Annotated in this window: 18 protein-coding genes; 12 read left to right on the top strand and 6 right to left on the bottom strand. The window is 53.6% G+C overall.

Annotation, left to right across the window (positions count from 1 at the left end; genetic code table 11):
- Nucleotides 1-49: 49 nt before the first annotated feature.
- A complete protein-coding gene (locus tag NG653_RS14065; RefSeq protein WP_252742357.1) occupies nucleotides 50-1795 on the bottom strand; it encodes a DEAD/DEAH box helicase in 1746 nt (581 codons plus the stop codon).
- 136 nt (nucleotides 1796-1931) lie between these two features.
- Entirely contained in the window at nucleotides 1932-2528 is a 597-nt protein-coding gene (locus tag NG653_RS14060) for a non-canonical purine NTP diphosphatase (RefSeq protein WP_252742356.1), read from the bottom strand.
- A 50-nt stretch (nucleotides 2529-2578) separates the two neighbouring features.
- Here NG653_RS14060 and NG653_RS14055 point away from each other — a divergent pair, with 50 nt between their 5' ends.
- The 3 genes from NG653_RS14055 (at nucleotide 2579) to serA (ending at nucleotide 5805) form a co-directional block, all read left to right on the top strand.
- On the top strand, nucleotides 2579-3052 hold the full coding sequence (locus tag NG653_RS14055) for a methyltransferase family protein (RefSeq protein ID WP_252742355.1): 474 nt from the start codon (nucleotides 2579-2581) through the stop codon (nucleotides 3050-3052).
- A 145-nt stretch (nucleotides 3053-3197) separates the two neighbouring features.
- Entirely contained in the window at nucleotides 3198-3680 is a 483-nt protein-coding gene (locus tag NG653_RS14050; protein ID WP_252742354.1) for a hypothetical protein, read from the top strand.
- Nucleotides 3681-3921: 241 nt separating this feature from the next.
- Entirely contained in the window at nucleotides 3922-5805 is a 1884-nt protein-coding gene (serA, locus tag NG653_RS14045; RefSeq protein ID WP_252742353.1) for a phosphoglycerate dehydrogenase, read from the top strand.
- A gap of 11 nt (nucleotides 5806-5816) precedes the next feature.
- Here the strand turns inward: serA and rlmH are convergent, their stop codons facing one another.
- Complete coding sequence (rlmH, locus tag NG653_RS14040; RefSeq protein WP_252742352.1) at nucleotides 5817-6290, bottom strand: 23S rRNA (pseudouridine(1915)-N(3))-methyltransferase RlmH; 474 nt, start codon at nucleotides 6288-6290, stop codon at nucleotides 5817-5819.
- A gap of 109 nt (nucleotides 6291-6399) precedes the next feature.
- On the opposite strand from rlmH, the gene nadC reads away from it, so the two are divergent.
- The 3 genes from nadC (at nucleotide 6400) to priA (ending at nucleotide 10758) form a co-directional block, all read left to right on the top strand.
- Nucleotides 6400-7257, top strand: coding sequence for a carboxylating nicotinate-nucleotide diphosphorylase (gene nadC, locus NG653_RS14035; RefSeq protein ID WP_252742351.1), 858 nt, complete (start codon nucleotides 6400-6402; stop codon nucleotides 7255-7257).
- Complete coding sequence (locus NG653_RS14030; protein ID WP_252742350.1) at nucleotides 7258-8229, top strand: YihY/virulence factor BrkB family protein; 972 nt, start codon at nucleotides 7258-7260, stop codon at nucleotides 8227-8229.
- A gap of 72 nt (nucleotides 8230-8301) precedes the next feature.
- Nucleotides 8302-10758: a replication restart helicase PriA gene (priA, locus tag NG653_RS14025; protein WP_252742349.1), complete on the top strand. Its 2457-nt coding sequence runs from the start codon at nucleotides 8302-8304 to the stop codon at nucleotides 10756-10758.
- Here priA and NG653_RS14020 read toward each other — a convergent pair whose 3' ends face one another.
- Nucleotides 10759-11451, bottom strand: coding sequence for a LytR/AlgR family response regulator transcription factor (locus tag NG653_RS14020; protein ID WP_252742348.1), 693 nt, complete (start codon nucleotides 11449-11451; stop codon nucleotides 10759-10761). It lies immediately after the preceding gene.
- A 258-nt stretch (nucleotides 11452-11709) separates the two neighbouring features.
- Between NG653_RS14020 and rpsF the strand changes: the two genes are divergently transcribed.
- From rpsF to hisS, 5 genes are all read left to right on the top strand, one after another.
- A complete protein-coding gene (gene rpsF / locus NG653_RS14015; protein ID WP_252742347.1) occupies nucleotides 11710-12048 on the top strand; it encodes a 30S ribosomal protein S6 in 339 nt (112 codons plus the stop codon).
- Between the two features lie 3 nt (nucleotides 12049-12051).
- A complete protein-coding gene (gene rpsR / locus NG653_RS14010; RefSeq protein WP_252742346.1) occupies nucleotides 12052-12348 on the top strand; it encodes a 30S ribosomal protein S18 in 297 nt (98 codons plus the stop codon).
- Nucleotides 12349-12360: 12 nt separating this feature from the next.
- Complete coding sequence (rplI, locus tag NG653_RS14005) at nucleotides 12361-12813, top strand: 50S ribosomal protein L9 (protein WP_252742345.1); 453 nt, start codon at nucleotides 12361-12363, stop codon at nucleotides 12811-12813.
- A 67-nt stretch (nucleotides 12814-12880) separates the two neighbouring features.
- Nucleotides 12881-13354, top strand: coding sequence for a DUF6495 family protein (locus NG653_RS14000; protein WP_252742344.1), 474 nt, complete (start codon nucleotides 12881-12883; stop codon nucleotides 13352-13354).
- 58 nt (nucleotides 13355-13412) lie between these two features.
- Nucleotides 13413-14795 carry a histidine--tRNA ligase gene (gene hisS, locus NG653_RS13995; RefSeq protein ID WP_252742343.1) on the top strand — a complete coding sequence of 461 codons (1383 nt, stop codon included), beginning with the start codon at nucleotides 13413-13415 and terminating at the stop codon, nucleotides 14793-14795.
- Here hisS and NG653_RS13990 read toward each other — a convergent pair.
- Nucleotides 14784-15332 carry an NUDIX hydrolase gene (locus NG653_RS13990; protein ID WP_252742342.1) on the bottom strand — a complete coding sequence of 183 codons (549 nt, stop codon included), beginning with the start codon at nucleotides 15330-15332 and terminating at the stop codon, nucleotides 14784-14786. The two genes, hisS and NG653_RS13990, sit on opposite strands and share 12 nt — an antisense overlap.
- 26 nt (nucleotides 15333-15358) lie before the next feature.
- The gene (locus NG653_RS13985; RefSeq protein ID WP_252742341.1) at nucleotides 15359-16447 is read right to left on the bottom strand and encodes a M42 family metallopeptidase; all 1089 of its coding nucleotides are present in this window, start codon (nucleotides 16445-16447) and stop codon (nucleotides 15359-15361) included.
- 101 nt (nucleotides 16448-16548) lie between these two features.
- On the opposite strand from NG653_RS13985, the gene NG653_RS13980 reads away from it, so the two are divergent.
- The gene (locus NG653_RS13980; protein WP_252742340.1) at nucleotides 16549-17235 is read left to right on the top strand and encodes a DUF4294 domain-containing protein; all 687 of its coding nucleotides are present in this window, start codon (nucleotides 16549-16551) and stop codon (nucleotides 17233-17235) included.
- Nucleotides 17236-17470 lie beyond the last annotated feature (235 nt).

Here is a 17470-nt window from a genome sequence, read left to right as displayed (position 1 = left end):
AAGAAAGCAAAAAAACCAGGTCATTTCCAAATTTTTGGGATAGCCTTAACTAATAGGATCCCTTGCGGGCCTTCCCTGTCTTTTTGGTTTTCTTCCCTTTCTTAAAGCCCGTGGCTTTACCGGATTTCCGAAACCCGCCCGTGTAGGGCCCGGTACCTTTACGGCCTTTTTTCCCGCCCCGTTTGGAGGCGCCGGACGGCGCACTGGATATTTCAATATGCACAGGCCTTCCTGACAGCTTAAACCCTTCAAAGGTCTCCAGGACCAGGGGTGCCATGACTGCGTCGGTGGTGAAAAAGGAAAAAGTATCCATCACGTCCACATGGAAAATATCTTCCTTGCCCAGGCCGATGCTGGAACGAAGCATATCCTTCAGGCTCATCCAGTCAAAACCGTCTTTTTCCCCGAGGTTAATGAAATACCGGGTAGTTCCACCTCCGGATTCCGGCAGGTCCATAGGCGCGGCCGAAGGCTCCTGCCCAAATTTTTGGGCCTTGTTGTAGAAGTCGTAAAACCTGCTGAACTCCACGGAGACAATTTTCTGAATCAGTTCATCGCGGCTGAGGCCTTCAAGGACGTCCCGAATAGCAGGCAAAAAGCCTTCCACATCGGGGTTGATGTCGGTGTCTCTTATTTTGGATGCCAGGTGGTAGAGTTGGATCTCACAGATATCCATCCCATCGGGTAACTGTTTTTGCTGGAATGGCTGCCCGATCATCTTTTCGAGCTGGCGCACCCTCCTGAGTTCCGAACGGGTAAGGATGGCCATGGAAACCCCTGACTTGCCGGCCCTTCCGGTACGGCCGCTTCGGTGTGTGTAGGTTTCGATCTCATCAGGGAGCTGGTAATGGATCACGTGGGTGATGTCTTCCACATCAATGCCACGTGCAGCCACATCGGTTGCCACCAGGAGCTGGGTTTGTTTTTTGCGAAATGCACCCATAACCAGGTCCCTTTGGTTCTGGCTCAGGTCGCCATGGAGGGCCCCGGCGCTATACCCGTCTTCAATCAGCTTTTCGGCCACTTTCTGGGTATCGCGCTTGGTGCGGCAGAAGATCACGCAGAACAGGCCCGGATGGGCATCCACCAGGCGGCGCAGGGCCGGGTAGCGATCCCTGCCGGAAACGGTGAAATACTCGTGGCGTACAGTGTCGACGGCCTTGTTTTTCGTCCCTACCGTGACTTCTTTCGGGTGGTGCATGAATTCGCTGGAAATCCGGGCTACCTCCCTGGGCATGGTGGCCGAAAACAGCCAGGTGGACTTATCCCCCGGCGAATGGGAAAGGATGTCTTTGATGTCGTCGTAGAAGCCCATATTGAGCATCTCATCAGCTTCATCCAATACGCAATAGGAAAGGTTGGAGAGGTCGATCATCCCCCGGCCGATCATATCCTTGATCCGGCCTGGCGTTGCCACGATCACCTGTGGGTTCCTGCGGATCTGGTCGGCCTGGTACCGTATGCTTGCGCCCCCATAGACTGCGGTAATTCCGAGGCCCTTGAGGTTTTTGGAGTAATTCTTCAATTCCTGGGTAATCTGCATGCAGAGTTCCCGGGTAGGGGAGAGGATGAGCGCCTGGGTGACCCGCCGTTCGGGGTCCGTTTTCTGGAGAAGCGGAAACCCGAAGGCAGCCGTTTTCCCCGTGCCGGTCTGGGCCAGGGCTACCAGGTCGGTGTCTGTTTCCAGCAACAGGGGGATAACCTCGGCCTGGATGGAGGTGGGTTCTACATATCCGAGGGAGCGCGCGGCTTCCCATAGGGGAGCTGACAGCCCCAGTGATTCAAATGTTGTCATAAAACTTGGTGAACAATGATAGGAAATTAGTGAAGCAAGTGGCTTGTGATTTCATGAGCTTGCATCAGGTGCCGGTTTGCCACTGGATTCAGGAAAGAAAGACAAATGCGGTGCAAAGATACCGGAAATAAACGAATTAGCCGCCTTTGCGGGGAACTATTTCATCCATAAACGCTTTGAACTTGCGGAAGGCCAGTCCCCTGTGGCTGATGAGGTTCTTCTCCTGCGGGGTCATCTGGGCGAAGCTGCCGGTGTGTCCGTGGGGCCTGAAAACAGGGTCGTACCCAAACCCCCCATCCCCGGTGCGCCGTTCGAGGATTTCCCCTTCAGCCACGCCTTCAAAATAGTGGTAGCTTTCCCCCAGGGCCAGGGCAATTACGGTCCTGAAACGCGCTTTCCGGTTGGTTTTTCCTTCCAGGAGTTGCAGCAATTTTTCCATGTTGGCCCTCGCATCGCCTCCCGGGCCGGCAAAGCGGGCAGACCATACCCCCGGGGCCCCGTCCAGGGCGTCCACCTCCAGGCCGGTGTCGTCGGCAAAACAATCGAATCCGTAGTGCTCCTTTACATAGGAGGCCTTCAGATACGCATTTCCCTCAAGTGTATCAGCGGTTTCCGGGATGTCTTGGGTACAACCGATATCATCCAGGGAAAGGACCTCAACCCCCGGGGGGAGCATTTGCCTGATTTCGGCAACTTTATTGGGGTTGTGCGAAGCAAAGACAATTTTCTGCATGGGTACCGGCCTGCTGCGAAAGCAGTCCAAAAGTAGTACATTTGAAGCCTATGAGCCAACTGTTGGAAAAACTCGAACTCCGGGTACCGCCCGCCCTGGTTTTTGGACTTTTTGCCGCGGCTATGTTCCTGCTGGGGCGCTTTTTGCCCGTGGGGCAGTTCGATTTTACCGGTAGGGAGGCCCTGATGTGGTCCATGCTGGGCCTTGGAGGCCTTACCGGGGCGCTGGCTGTGGTACAGGTCCTCAGGGCTGGCAATTCGCTGAGCCCCCATCACCCTGAACGCACCAAAACCCTGGTGGAGCGCGGGGTCTATGACCTTAGCCGGAACCCGATGTACCTGGCGCTGCTCATGGTGCTCCTTTCCTGGGGCCTGTACCTGGGCAATGCCTTCAACACCCTGCTGGCGGCCCTTTTTGTCGCCTATATGAACCGGTTCCAGATCGGGCCTGAAGAACGGATCCTGGACCAGAAATTCGGCCCGGCCTACCGGCAGTACTGCAAATTGGTACGAAGGTGGTTCTGAGTGCGGGAACCCGCAACGGAAGGTGAACAACTCGGGTTGAAGCCCTGTTTTTGGTATTTGGTCGACAAGTTTTGGAGTCGCTGACCCATTTATGATACTTTTGTAAGGAAATCAAACAACTTATCTAACTTTAACAAGTTTCCCCATGCGGTATTTTCTTACATCCCTTAGCCTCGCCTTGTTGGTATTCACCATGGGTTGCAGCAACAGTGAAGATGCAGATGTGAACAACCCCAACAACCCCAACCCGGATGCGGGGATCCCGAATGATCCGGAAAGGGTGGATTATGACCTGTTGACCGTAAATAATTCCGGGGTGACCGGGGTGGCTTCTTTCATCCCCAATGAGGATGGATCCACAACCATTTACATTAAACTGGAAAATGCCTCCCAGGGCATCCATCCCGCCACGGTAAATTTTGGGACCCTAGAGGAAGGCGGGTCCATTGCCATCACGCTGAACGAATGCGAATGTGAAATCAGCGAGACGGTGGTCACCCAACTGGACAACGGAACGGCGATTTCCTTCGTCGGCATGATGACCTTTGACGGCCACCTGAACATTTATGAAAGCCCGACAGACGGAACCGTTATCGCCCAGGCCAATATCGGCGCGAACGCCTTCTGATCCCGATCGCTAAATAATCTGAACCGGCTTTCCTCGGGATGCCGGTTTTTTTATGTTGAATCGTCGGGCATCCGGCCTCCTCAGCAGGAGGGTAAATCCCCCTGTGAATCCCCGTGCCGCAAAGCTGCAGAACAGCATCCCTCCATGGGGAGCCCCTGTTTATTTCTTTTAAAAACTCTGTTTCGACCGGTTTTTATTTCTTTCTATCTTCGGGGCCTCAAACAGAAGGAGTCGCCTGGCCGTGGAACGTAAATACATCTTCGATTTTGACAGTACCCTCACCCGGGTGGAGGCCCTGGACGTCCTTGCGGAAATCACCCTGAAGGACCGCCCGGACCGGCCGGAGATCATCCGGGAAATCCAGCATATTACCAACCTGGGGATCGATGGGGATATTTCCTTTACCGAGTCCCTGGAGCGGCGAATCCGGTTGCTCAAAGCCCATCGCGACCACCTGCCACTCCTGATCGCCGAACTTCGGAAAAAAATATCCAGGTCCATAGCCGACAACCGCGAGTTCTTTGAGCGGTTTGCCCCGCAGATCTATGTGATTTCCGCCGGGTTCCGCGAGTTTATCGTCCCTATCGTTGAGGAGTACAATGTCCCCGGGGAACGGGTTTTTGCCAACACTTTTGAATACGATGCCCAGGGGAACATTGTCGGGTTTGACCGCGAGAATGTCCTGGCCCGTCACAATGGCAAGATCGAGTGCCTGAAGTCCCTGGGGCTGGAAGGGGAACTCCAGGTCATTGGGGATGGCTACTCCGACTATGTGATGCGGGAGGCCGGCATAGCCCATAAGTTTTTTGCCTACACCGAGAATGTGCACCGCGAGAAAGCGGCGCGGCACGCAGACCATATTACCCCTAACCTCGATGAATTCCTATTCGTGAACGACTTACCCAGAAACCTGTCCTATCCCAAAAACCGGATCAAAATCCTGTTATTGGAAAACATCCACCCGGCAGCCTTTGAAAACCTCTCCGAAGACGGGTTTTCGGTGGAACTGGTAGCCCATAGCCTCACCGAGGAGGAACTGATCGAAAAGATCAGGGGGGTGCATGTGCTCGGCATACGCTCCAAAACCCAGGTAACCCGCGGGGTCCTGGAAGCCGCGAACAAACTTATGGTGATCGGGGCCTTTTGTATCGGTACCACCCAGATTGACCTGAACCATGCCCGCAAGAAAGGGGTGGTGGTCTTCAACGCCCCCTATAGCAATACCCGTTCCGTGGTGGAACTGGCGGTGGGGGAGATTATCATGCTGATGCGCAGTATTTTTCCCCGCTCCACAGAGCTCCACACGGGCTTCTGGAATAAAACGGCTGCCAATGCCAGGGAAATCCGCGGCAAGAATTTGGGCATTGTGGGATACGGCAATATCGGGAAGCAGTTGTCGGTGCTGTCGGAGGCCATGGGGATGCGGGTCTATTACTACGATGTGGAAGACAAACTGGCCCTGGGCAATGCTGTCCGATGCAATACCCTGGAAGATTTACTGAATGTTGCCGACGTGGTTTCCCTGCACGTCGACGACAACCCCCACAACCGCAATCTGATTGGCGCCCGTGAGCTCAGGCAGATGCGGCAGGGCAGCTACCTGATTAACCTTTCGCGGGGCTTTGTGGTGGATATTCCCGCCCTTAAGGAAGCCCTGGAAACGGGGTGGCTTGCCGGGGCTGCAGTGGATGTCTATCCCGAGGAGCCGGTTTCCAACGGGCCCTTTCACACCCCCCTGCAGGGACTGGACAACCTTATCCTCACCCCGCACATCGGTGGGAGTACAGAGGAAGCCCAACGCGATATTGCAGATTTTGTCCCCAACAAGATCATGGAATACATCAACTCAGGAAGCACCGTGGATGCGGTCAATTTTCCGAACATCCGCCTTCCCAAGCAGCAAAATGCCCACCGCTTCCTGCATATCCACGACAACGTCCCGGGCATCATGGCGCATATCAACAAAATCCTGGCCTCCTATGACATGAACATCACGGGCCAGTACCTGTCCACCGACAACGAGGTTGGCTATGTCATCACCGATTTGGACCGCGATTATAACAAGGAAGTTACCCGTGCCCTCAAAGACATTGAGCACACCATAAAATTCAGGGTTCTTTACTAGGCCAAACCCGGTTATTCGTTGTGGTAGGGGTCTCCCTTCAGGATAGAGAAGGCCCGGTAGAGTTGTTCAATGGCAAAGAGCCTGACCATCTGGTGGTTGAAGGTCATCTTAGAGAGGCTGATTTTCTCCTGGGCGCGCCCATACATCCGGGGGGAAAAGCCGTAGGCGCCCCCGATGACCAAAACGAGGTTTCGCGGCCCTGAGTTCATGCATTTTTGAAGGTGTGCAGCGAATTCAACAGACCGGTAGGCCTTCCCGCGTTCATCGAGCAGCCAGACCACATCGGTCGGGGAAATCTTTTTGAGCAACTGGTCTGCCTCCTTCTCCCTGAGGGCATCAACGGGTAGGGAGCCGGTAGTTTTAATTTCCGGCAGGCATTCCAATTCAAATGGGATATATCGGCCCAGGCGCCTGGAATAGTCATCCACCAACTCCTCCATGGGGCCGGGAACCGTTTTTCCCATGGCCAGTAATCGCAGCTTCATTCCCCAAAAGTAAGTCATTGGGGGCAAACAGCCGTGATACTGGCCTTCGCAAGGGGTATATGGTTTCGATTTACAGGGCTTTGAGCAAACATTTTAGTACCTTAGCACTATGATCTCTGCTGAAAAATTCCAGGAAGAAATTGACCTCATTATTGCCAACGCCCTGCGGGAGGATGTCGGGGAAGGCGACCATAGTTCCCTGGCCTGTATCCCTGACGGGGCGATGGGCCGGGCCCGGCTTTTGGTCAAGGATACCGGTATCCTGGCCGGGGTGGATTTTGCCAGGCAGGTATTTAAAACGGTAGATCCGCAGCTGCGCATGGAGGTGTTCCTCCCCGACGGAAGCCCGGTTACACGCGGGCAGGTGGCCTTTGAGGTGGAAGGCCCTTCCCTGAGTATCCTGAAGGCCGAAAGGCTGGTGCTCAATGCCATGCAGCGGATGAGCGCCATAGCGACCAAAACGCGGAAGTATGTGGATCTGGTCGAGGGCACAGGGACCAAAATCCTCGATACGCGCAAAACCACCCCGGGCATCAGGGCCCTTGAGAAATGGGCCGTGCGGATTGGGGGCGGCGAAAACCACCGGTTTGCCCTGTATGACATGATTATGCTTAAAGACAACCACATCGATTTCGCCGGAGGGATTTCCCGGGCCATTGCCAAGACAAGGGCTTATCTGGACCAAAAGGGTTTGGACCTGAAGATTATCGTAGAGGCGAGGGATTTGCAGGAGGTGGCCGAAATCCTGAAGTCGGAAGGGGTGCATCGTATCCTCCTCGATAATTTTACCCTGAAGGAGACCCGCGAGGCCGTGGCACTGATCGGAGGCCGCTGCCAGACAGAATCCTCGGGCGGCATTACCGAAAAGACCCTGCGCAGCTACGCGGAATGCGGGGTTACCTATATTTCTTCTGGGGCCCTCACGCATTCCGTGGCCAATATGGACCTCAGCCTAAAGGCGTTTTAGATGGAAGGTTCCCTGGGAAAAAAATTAGAGGAGATTCCCCTGGTCCGATGGCTGGTTAAGCTTCTAAAACGGGCGAGGCTCAAAGGGTTTGAAGGGATGTCCCTCTTTGACCTTATTGTACTCTACCTGCGGGGGATTATCCGGGGGGCCCTGTCTACCAGGGCCAGTGCTATCGCCTTCAGCCTGTTTTTAGCCCTTTTTCCTCTTATTATTTTCCTGGTCACCCTGATCCCATACCTGATCCCGTATATCCATATCGGAGAAGGTGATTTTGAGGTGCAATTCCTGCATTTCCTGGATACCATGCTGCCCAAGGCCACCGGGGAGTACTTTATGGAGGTCTTCCAGCAGATCAAGGACCAGAAACACGGGGGTTGGCTTTCGTCCTCCTTCCTCATCTCCATTGTGCTGATGACCAATGGTGTAAATGCCATATTCGGGGGGTTTGAATCCAGCTACCACATTGAGTTCACCCGGAATTTTTTCAGGCAATATGCCTACGCCCTCATGGTCGGCCTCATCCTGTCGCTCCTGCTGGTGGTCGGCGCTGTTTTCTACCTGTATTTTGAGGTTTATGTGCTGGGGTACCTGCAGGAATATGCCCGGGCTGACGGGGGGCCGGCCCTCGATGCAGGCCAGCTCGCCGTGGCCCGGATCGGGAAGCTGGCCTTCTTTGTTTTGCTGACGTACCTGACCACGGCCATCCTTTACTATTTCGGGACCATGGAAGGGAAAAAGGCCCGGTTCTTCTCCTATGGGGCGCTGATGACCACCCTGCTGATCCTGCTGAATTCCTACCTGTTTGGGATCTACATCGAAAATTTTGCCCGGTACAATGAATTCTATGGTGCCCTGGGCGGGTTGTTGATCTTTATGATCTATATCTGGTTGAATTCCAATATCCTCCTGCTTGGGTTTGAATTGAATGCCACCCTGGCCTACCTGCATAAAAGTATCCGGAGGAATGACTAGGGCATGTTCATTTTCAGGCCATGGCTCTGCCGCGGGGCGGGAGGCAGTCGGGGCTTATCAAAACTGCGCCGGATGGAGTATTTTATAGAGGTATTGTTGCCCATCCCCCTGGAGCGGAATTTCACCTATTCGGTTACCCCGGGGCAGTTTGGAATTTTGCAGCCCGGGATGCGGGTGGCCATCCCTTTCGGCAAGGCCAAATTGTACACCGGCCTTGTGGTCAGCCTTCATCATTCCCCGCCGGTGGCGTACGAGGCCAGGGAAGTCTACCAGGTGCTGGATGAAACCCCGCTGGTCGGGGAACTTCAACTGCGCTTGTGGAAATGGATCGCTTCCTACTATATGTGCACCCTGGGGGAAGTTTTTCGAACAGCAGTCCCCGGGGCGTTCCTCCTGGAAAGCGAGACCCGCGTGGTCAGGAACCCCGATGTCGCGGAAGATGGCGATAGCCTGACGGAGGAGGAGGCCCTGGTGATGGAAGCCCTGGAACACCAGGGGGTCCTTAAGGTTTCGCAGATCAGCGAGCTGACCGATCGCAAAAATGTCCTCCCCCTGTTGCATCGCCTGCTGCGGAAAGGCGCCATAGACCTTCAGGAGGCCCTTCGGGAAGATTACCAGCCGAAGAAAGCGCGCTTTGTTCGCCTTCACCCCACGTATGAAAGCGATCCAGCCCTGGAAAGGTTGCTGGAATCCCTCACCAGGGCCCCAAAACAAACCCAGGTTATCCTGCAGCTGTTCCAGCTGCAGCAGGGCAGGGACAAGCCCGTCCGCAGTCGTGAAATGGAAGATCGGGCAGGGACTTCCCGCTCTGTGATCCGCGCCATGATCGACAAGGGTATCCTGCAGGAATACGAATTGCAGCAGGACAGGATTTCTTACGGAGGACCCGCTGAAACCGGGGAACCCGCAGCCCTGAATGAAGAGCAGGAGGAGGCCCTGGCGTCCGTGAGGCAGGCCTTCGGGCAGGGGAAACCGGTATTGCTGCACGGGGTAACCTCCTCGGGTAAAACAGAGGTTTACCACCATCTGATCCGGGAATGCCTCGACCGGGGCAAACAAGTGTTGTACCTGGTCCCGGAAATTGCCCTTACCGCCCAGCTGACGCATCGACTCCAGGCCCTTTTCGGGGCCCGGGTAGCGGTTTTCCATTCGCGCCAAAGCCAGCAGGAACGGGCCGAACTCTGGCAACATGTGCAGCGGGGCGGCGAGAAGGCAGCGGTTATCCTGGGCGCCAGGTCGGCCCTGTTTTTGCCTTTCGCGAGGCTCGGGTTGGTGATCGTGGATGAAGAACACGAGAACTCCTATAAACAATTTGATCCGGCCCCCAGGTACCACGCCAGGGATGCTGCCATTATGCTCGCTTCAATGGCCGGGGCCCCGGTTGTTCTGGGTTCCGCAACCCCCAGTGTGGAAACCTATTATAACGCCCAAAAGGGGAAATTCGGCTACGCCCGGATGCAAAGGCGGTTTGGCGGGGTGCTCCTCCCCGAAATCGAGCTGGTCGACCTTTCGCAGGCCTACCGGAAAAAGCAGATGAAAGGGCATTTTTCGCAGCGGCTCCGCGAAGGCATCAGCCTGGCCCTGCAGGAAGGCAGGCAGGTGATCCTTTTTCAAAACCGCCGTGGTTATGCTCCTGTTGTGGAATGCCTCAGCTGCGGGCATTCCCCGGGGTGTCCCCATTGCGATGTAACCCTGACCTTCCATCAGGGCCTCCAGCAGCTTCGCTGCCATTACTGTGGCTATCACCGCGCCCTGGAAGCCCGGTGCCAGGCCTGTGGAAATGCCACCCTCGATACCAAGGGCTTTGGCACGGAACAGGTGGAAGAGGAATTAAAGGAACTGTTTCCCGGGGCCACCAGTGCCCGCATGGATCTCGACACCACGCGCGGCAAGTATGCCTTCGAACGGATTATTGAACAGTTTGAGGCCCGGGAAGTGGACATCCTGGTGGGTACCCAGATGGTGACCAAGGGCCTGGATTTTGGGAATGTGGGCCTTGTCGGGATCATGAATGCGGATTCCCTGCTCAATTTTCCCCATTTCAGGGCGCACGAGCGGTGTTTTCAACTCCTGACCCAGGTGGCAGGCCGGGCCGGCCGTACCGCCCCGAGGGGAAAGGTACTGATCCAGACCTACAATCCCCATCACCAGATCCTGAAGCAGGTTTCCACAGGCGATTATCAGGGGATGTTCGGGGAACAGCTCTATGAGCGTGAGCAGTTCCGCTACCCGCCCGTGGTGCGCCTGATCAAAATTACCCTGCGTCACCGGGAATGGGGCAGGGTGGAGGAAGGGGCATCCTGGTTTGCCAAATCCTTGCGGATGCTGTTCGACAGGGAGGTCCTGGGCCCTGAATTTCCTCCGGTGGCCCGGATTAGGAACCAGTACCACAAGCAGATTTTATTAAAGATTCCACCGGGCCAGTCCCTGCCCAAAACGAAAAATAGCATCAAAAGGATAGAACAATCCTTCGATGCTATTTCCCGGTTTAGAAGTATTCGTGTGATCTATAATGTAGACTATATTTGATTAGACGTTGCTGAGGGCTTCCGCCAGTTCCGATTTTTTGTTCCGGCTCAGGGGGATGGAACGCCCGCCTACTTCTACATTCTTGCTGTTGTATTTTTCGATGCGCTCCAGGTTTACGATGTAAGATTTGTGGATCCGGAGGAACTTGTCGGCGGGAAGCTGGTTTTCAAAGGCCTTCATGGTGGAGAGGATCACGATGTTGGCCTCGTCAGTAACGAGCTTGATATAATCCCCAAGGGCCTCCACCCATTTGATGTCGCTGAGGACCACTTTGCGCTTCTTCAGGTTGCTCTTCACGAAAATATGTTCCTCATCTTCGTGCACCTTGTGCATTTGTTCGAACTTGGCTACCGCACGCTTTACGGAAGCGTCGAAGCGGGCCATGGTGATGGGTTTGTGAAGGTAATCGGTAACGTCGTAGTCAAAGGCCTTCAGGGCGTAGTCCGGTTTTCCGGTAATCAGGATCACCTGGGGTGGGTTTTCCAGAGATTCCAGAAGGTCGAAGCCACTGATGATGGGCATTTCGACATCCAGGAAAATAAGGTCGATTTCGTTGTTCTTGATGCCATTTTTCGCCTCGATAGCATTGCTATACTCAGCGACCAAAGCAAGATTTGGGTGATTGTTCACCAATTTAGCGACTGCCATTCGCTGCATTGATGAGTCATCAACGACAATACTCCTAAGTTTCATAAATGGTTGATTTGTGGGGTTAAATCATCGGCAAAGTACCTAATTACCACGATGAACTACAAGTAAAGTTGTGAACATGGTGTCAATAACTGTACTGTTGACGATGACCATAGACTAATTTAAATTGAACACTATTTTTGGGTTGTAGGCTAAGCTCTGTTTTTTGCATGCTTGTAGCTATAACGATCTTTTTTTCCATTTCTTGTAAATGCATTAAAGATTTATTACTTTTGCGCTCCTTTTTAAACACTTCATTTTATGAACCATTACGAAACTGTTTTCATTTTAAATCCCGTTCTATCTGAGACCCAGATAGAGGAAACAGTAAAGAAATTCGAGGATTTCCTGAAAAAACACGGCGCCAAAATGGTGTCTAAGGAAGACTGGGGCCTGAAAAAACTGGCCTATCCCATTCAACACAAAAAGAGTGGATTCTACCACCTCTTTGAATTCACCGCCCCCGGGGAAGCCATAGGCCCCTATGAGCAGGAATTCAAACGAGATGAGCGCATTATGCGGTTTCTTACTGTTAAACTGGACAAGCATGCCGTCGAATGGGCGGAGAAACGTAGGAACAAACTAAAAGCAAAAGCGTAAGACATGGCCACTCTACAACAACAGGCAAAAGGCAAAAAAGACGGGGAGATCCGGTATCTAACCCCGCTGAACATAGAAACCAGCAAGCAGAAAAAATACTGCCGGTTCAAGAAGTCGGGAATCAAGTATATCGACTACAAAGACCCGGATTTCCTGATGAAGCTGGTTAACGAACAAGGTAAAATCCTGCCCCGCAGGCTCACGGGTACTTCCCTGAAATACCAGCGGAAAGTTGCCCAGGCGATAAAAAGGTCCCGCCACCTGGCCCTGATGCCTTACGTGGGAGATTTACTAAAATAAACTGAGGGAAACATGGAATTGATCTTAAAGCAAGACGTCGAAAACCTTGGGTTCAAGGACGACGTGGTATCTGTAAAGAATGGCTACGGCCGCAACTACCTGATTCCCCAGGGGCTGGCAATCCTGGCTACGCCTTCTGCCCGCAAGGTGCTGGCGGAAAACCTGCGGCAAAAAGCCCACAAGGAAAAACAGGTGGTCGAAGCTGCCCGGAAAGTGGCCGAGGCCCTGAAGACGCTGGAAATAAAAATCGAGGCTAAAGTCGGGGAAGCCGACAAACTCTTCGGTTCGGTAACCAACATCGACCTGGCGGCGGCCCTGGAAAAGGAAGGACATGAAATCGACAAGAAATACATCCTCATCAAGGGCGGGGCTATCAAACGCGCCGGACCCTATGAGGCTGAAATTCGCCTTCACCGCGAGGTGCAGGTAGAGTTCGGATTTGAAGTGGTCGCCGAAAAAAAATAAGCGGCCCCTGATACAACTGAAAATCCACCCTGCCGGCAGGGTGGATTTTTTTTGATACCGCTATCCTATGAAATACAGAAGGCTCACCCGGGAACAGCTGGAGGAACTTCATCCGGAATTCATTAATTTCCTGGCTACCCAGTCCATTACCGCAGCAGAATGGCAGGCCCTTAAGGCATCAAAGCCAGAAGTGGCGGAGGCAGAGATCGATGTGTTCAGCGACCTGATCTGGGAAGGGGTCCTCAGCCGGGTAACATACCTGGAAAACATCAGCGCCCAGCATATGCACCTGTTTTATTGTGCAGAAAAAGAAATGAAGCTCATCTCAGTACGCGTGCACAACCCTGAGGTGGATTTGCAGCAGGAGGAAGGCTTTGCCTGGTTCAAAAAAAACTGGCAGTCCGATTGGGTGGAGTACCTTACCGCTTCAAAAGCTTATTCCGCTGACCCCAACCAGGACAAATTCGGCCTGATCGAGCAAGGGGGGGGTATTACCAAAGGGGAGCTTTTCCGCTGGTTTGAGGAAATCCTGGAAATCTAGCCGCAGGACTCCCCGGACCATCCCTTTCCGCTATATTTGCACAACTACCCAGCGAACCATGGCACAAAAACCTTCCATACCCAAAGGGACAAGGGATTTCAGCCCTCACGAAGTAGCCCGCCGTAATTACATCATTGGAATCATCCGGCAGCAATTTGAACTTTTCGGGTTCCAGCCCATCGAGACTCCGGCCATGGAAAACTACGATACCCTCATGGGTAAGTACGGGGAGGAGGGCGATCGCCTTATTTTCAAAGTCCTGAATTCCGGGGATTTCCTGAAAAAAGTATCCCCCGGTTCCAAAAGCCTGCAAGACGTCAGGGAATTGACTCCCCTGATCAGCGAAAAGGCCCTCAGGTACGACCTTACCGTCCCCTTTGCGCGCTATGTGGTCATGCACCAGAACGAAATCGATTTCCCCTTCAAAAGGTATCAGGTGCAGCCTGTTTGGCGTGCGGACCGGCCACAGCGCGGAAGGTTTCGTGAATTCTACCAGTGCGATGCCGATGTGGTTGGCGCAGGGGGGATCATACAGGAACTGGAATTCATCCAGCTCTACGACCGGGTTTTTACCGCCCTGGGCCTTGGTGGGGTGACCATAAAAATAAACCACCGGAAAATCCTCTCGGGGATCGCGGAAACCATAGGGGCGGGAAACCACCTGACCGACTTCACCGTGGCCCTGGATAAACTCGATAAGATCGGAAGGGAGAAGGTGGAGGCCGAAATGCTCGAAAAAGGGATCCCGGCAGAGGCGATAGAAAAAGCAGCGCCCCTGTTCGAACTGGGGGGCACGGCGTCAAAACAGTTTTCTGCCCTCAGGGAATTGCTTTCCCGATCCACCACCGGCATGGAAGGGGTCGCTGAACTCGAGGAAATCTTATCGCTTACGGAGGCTCTTGGACTGGAAAGTGCTTCCTGCAAAGTAGACATTACCCTGGCCCGCGGGTTGAACTATTACACGGGGGCGATCTTTGAGGTGGCCGCCCCGGAGACCGTTCCCATGGGTTCCATTGGGGGTGGGGGAAGGTATGATGACCTCACCGGTATCTTCGGGCTCCCCGGGGTGAGCGGGGTGGGTATTTCCTTTGGCCTCGACCGGATTTACCTTGTCATGGAAGCACTGGACCTGTTCCCTGCTTCCCTGGAACAGGCGGTGGAAGTTTTCTGCCTGAATTTTGGGAAGGAGGAAGCCCGGGCCGCCCTGAGGCTGGTCCTGCGGCTTCGCAGCCGCGGCATCCGGGCCGACCTGTACCCTGATCAGGCCAAGATCCCCAAACAATTCAAATACGCAGACCGCAAGAAGGTCCCTTATGTGGTTCTGATCGGGAACGAAGAACTTCAGGCCGGCACGTTTATGGTAAAGGATATGGCTACCGGGGAACAGCAGGCCTATGACCTGGAGCAATGGGAGTCTTTTTCCAGGCTCTTAAAGCCGTGATTTTATCGCCCTGACCACCTCCCCGTAATACGCCCCGGAGTGGGGCACGTAATGGCCAGGCCGCGCCAGCCCCCAGGCCTCTTCCGCAAATTGGATCAGGGGTTTCACTTCCAGGGCTTCCACTTCCCCGGCCTGCGGTACCAGGGCGTCCAGGGGCACCGTCAGTTGGCTCAGGTAACTGTACTGGAATTCCCGGTCCACGATGCCGCCCGGGTGGGCCTGTTCCGATTTAAACCGCCCCAGGAAGGCTAAGGCTGTAGGGGCAATTTCCAGCCCTATTTCTTCCTTTACCTCCCTGATAGCGGCTTCCATGGGAGTTTCCCCCGCCTGCACATGGCCGGCTACCGAGACATCCCAGAGCCCCGGGAACGTCTCCTTCCCAGGGCCCCGTTTTTGGAGGAGCACCTTTCCTGTGGGGGTGTAGAACCAGATATGCACCGTGGGGTGGAACCAGCCTTCCCGGTGTACTTCCGATTTCGGGGCAGTTTTTCCGGTAGGGACCCCCGAAGGGTCCCAGATTTCCAGGTGTTCCTCCATTGAAGCAGGCGGTTTTTTAAGAAGGTTTAGTCAAAATAACTAAAGGTTTCCCCTTCCTTTATAGTCAGGAGGGTCTCATAGATCAGTCGGATAACATTGGCCACGTCATCGCGGTGTACCATTTCCACCGTGGTATGCATATACCTCAGGGGCAGGGAAATCAGGGCGCTTGCAACCCCCCCGTTGCTGTAGGCGAAGGCATCTGTATCTGTTCCCGTACTCCGGGAGGCCGAAAGGCGCTGGTAGGGTATTTTATGGGCCCGGGCCGTCTGCAGGATGCGTTCCCTGAGTTTGTGTTGAACTGCCGGGGCATAGGAGACCACCGGCCCGGCCCCGATTTCGATATGCCCTTCGCTCTTTTTTTCGATCATCGGGGTTGTGGTATCGTGGCAGACATCGGTGATGAGGGCCACATGGGGTTTGATCCGCTGCGTGATCATCTCAGCGCCCCTCAGGCCGATCTCTTCCTGTACCGAATTGGTGACATACAGGCCAAACGGGAGTTTGATTTTGTTTTCATGGAGCAGGCGTGCCACCTGGGCAATCATGAACCCCCCGACCCGGTTATCGATGGCGCGGCAGACAAACTTGTCTTTGTTCAGGACCTGGAAGGTGTCGGGATAGGTGATGACGCACCCGACGTGCACCCCCATTTTCTCCACTTCCTTTTTATCCTTCGCCCCGATATCTATGAAAATGTTTTCGAGCTTTGGGGGTTCTTCCTTGGACTTGTCGCGGGTATGGATGGCCGGCCACCCGAAAACCCCTTTCACAATTCCGTTGTCGGTATGGATATTCACCCATTTGGAGGGGGCGATCTGATGGTCGCTTCCCCCGTTGCGGATCACGTAGATCAACCCTTCATCGGTGATGTAATTCACATACCATGAAATTTCATCGGAGTGACCTTCTATCACGACCCGGTAAGGGGCATCGGGGTTGATGACCCCCACGGCTGTCCCGTACGTGTCGGTGATAAAATGGTCCACATAGGGTTTCAGGTATGACATCCAGATTTTTTGACCCTCCCATTCATAGCCGGTGGGGGAGGCGTTGTTCAGGTATTTTTCAAAGAATCCCAGGGATTCCTCAGTAAGGATTTTTGAGGTATTCATCAGTTTTGGTTTGATGCAAACTTAAGTAATATTCACTTTTATTTAATAGCCTTTCAATCGGGTTATCCGTACTTTTGGGGGGCATAAAATCCGAATTTCGCATGGCGGGTCACCGTTTGATCGTGTTGTTGTTTTTCCTGTCCCCGGGGGTTTTTGCCCAGTTGCCCGAAGTGCCTCTGGATTCCCTGCAGGAAAAGATGATCATCATTGAAGGCGATTCTATTTTCAGAAGCTCCATCGAACTCGAGGAGGTGTTCCTTTTTGGAAAGCTGAAGTTTGATTCCTATGACGAGAAGCTCCGGTATTATATCCTCAGGCGGAAGACCTTGAAGGTTTATCCCTATGCCAAGTTGGCGGCGGAAAGGCTGGTCTCCCTCAATGAAAGGCTGGCCAGGATTGAATCAGGGCGAAAACGCAAGGACTACACCAAGGTAGTTCAGCGCTATATAGAGGAAGAGTTTTCTGCAGAGCTCAAGAAGCTTACCCGTACCGAAGGGCAGATCCTTGTAAAGCTCATTTACCGGCAGACCGGGGAAACGGCCTTCGACCTGGTTAAGGAGCTTCGAAGCGGTTGGCGGGCGTTCTGGTATCAGACTACCGCCCGTATGTTCAAGATCAGCATCAAGGAAGAATTCCATCCGGAAGATGTCCACGAAGACTATCTGATAGAGGATATCCTCCAAAGGGCTTTTGCAGCCGGGCAGCTGGAACGCCAGCCGTCCGTCCTTGGGTACGATTACGCAACCCTTTCCGATCGGTGGAACCAGAAAAAAAAATCTGGAAATTAACTTGGAGTTAATACAGGTTTTGCACTATATTTAGGGTCCTTTTTCTGAGGTGTTTTTTGACAAAAAACTAAGGACTATAAAGTTAGCATTTGTGTCAAAAAAAGAAAAAAAAATATCCTCATTTTTTGGTTGGATATCTAAAAAACCCTCTTATATTTGCACCCGCTTTTGAGAGGAACTGTGGGTTATTGAGCGGGGTTTTTCAGGAGCGTGGATTAAGGAGTTCATTGACATA

The sequence above is a fragment of the Robiginitalea marina genome (assembly GCF_024006985.1).
Taxonomy (GTDB): Bacteria; Bacteroidota; Bacteroidia; order Flavobacteriales; family Flavobacteriaceae; genus Robiginitalea; species Robiginitalea marina.
This window is presented reverse-complemented; position numbering and strand designations above follow the sequence as displayed.

Coding starts and splice junctions, on each gene's coding strand:
- NG653_RS14065 (WP_252742357.1), bottom strand. CDS start 1,795: ATGACAACATTTGAATCACTGGGGCTGTCAGCTCCCCTATGGGAAGCC.
- NG653_RS14060 (WP_252742356.1), bottom strand. CDS start 2,528: ATGCAGAAAATTGTCTTTGCTTCGCACAACCCCAATAAAGTTGCCGAA.
- NG653_RS14055 (WP_252742355.1), top strand. CDS start 2,579: ATGAGCCAACTGTTGGAAAAACTCGAACTCCGGGTACCGCCCGCCCTG.
- NG653_RS14050 (WP_252742354.1), top strand. CDS start 3,198: ATGCGGTATTTTCTTACATCCCTTAGCCTCGCCTTGTTGGTATTCACC.
- rlmH (WP_252742352.1), bottom strand. CDS start 6,290: ATGAAGCTGCGATTACTGGCCATGGGAAAAACGGTTCCCGGCCCCATG.
- nadC (WP_252742351.1), top strand. CDS start 6,400: ATGATCTCTGCTGAAAAATTCCAGGAAGAAATTGACCTCATTATTGCC.
- NG653_RS14030 (WP_252742350.1), top strand. CDS start 7,258: ATGGAAGGTTCCCTGGGAAAAAAATTAGAGGAGATTCCCCTGGTCCGA.
- priA (WP_252742349.1), top strand. CDS start 8,302: ATGGAGTATTTTATAGAGGTATTGTTGCCCATCCCCCTGGAGCGGAAT.
- NG653_RS14020 (WP_252742348.1), bottom strand. CDS start 11,451: ATGAAACTTAGGAGTATTGTCGTTGATGACTCATCAATGCAGCGAATG.
- rpsF (WP_252742347.1), top strand. CDS start 11,710: ATGAACCATTACGAAACTGTTTTCATTTTAAATCCCGTTCTATCTGAG.
- rpsR (WP_252742346.1), top strand. CDS start 12,052: ATGGCCACTCTACAACAACAGGCAAAAGGCAAAAAAGACGGGGAGATC.
- rplI (WP_252742345.1), top strand. CDS start 12,361: ATGGAATTGATCTTAAAGCAAGACGTCGAAAACCTTGGGTTCAAGGAC.
- NG653_RS14000 (WP_252742344.1), top strand. CDS start 12,881: ATGAAATACAGAAGGCTCACCCGGGAACAGCTGGAGGAACTTCATCCG.
- hisS (WP_252742343.1), top strand. CDS start 13,413: ATGGCACAAAAACCTTCCATACCCAAAGGGACAAGGGATTTCAGCCCT.
- NG653_RS13990 (WP_252742342.1), bottom strand. CDS start 15,332: ATGGAGGAACACCTGGAAATCTGGGACCCTTCGGGGGTCCCTACCGGA.
- NG653_RS13985 (WP_252742341.1), bottom strand. CDS start 16,447: ATGAATACCTCAAAAATCCTTACTGAGGAATCCCTGGGATTCTTTGAA.
- NG653_RS13980 (WP_252742340.1), top strand. CDS start 16,549: ATGGCGGGTCACCGTTTGATCGTGTTGTTGTTTTTCCTGTCCCCGGGG.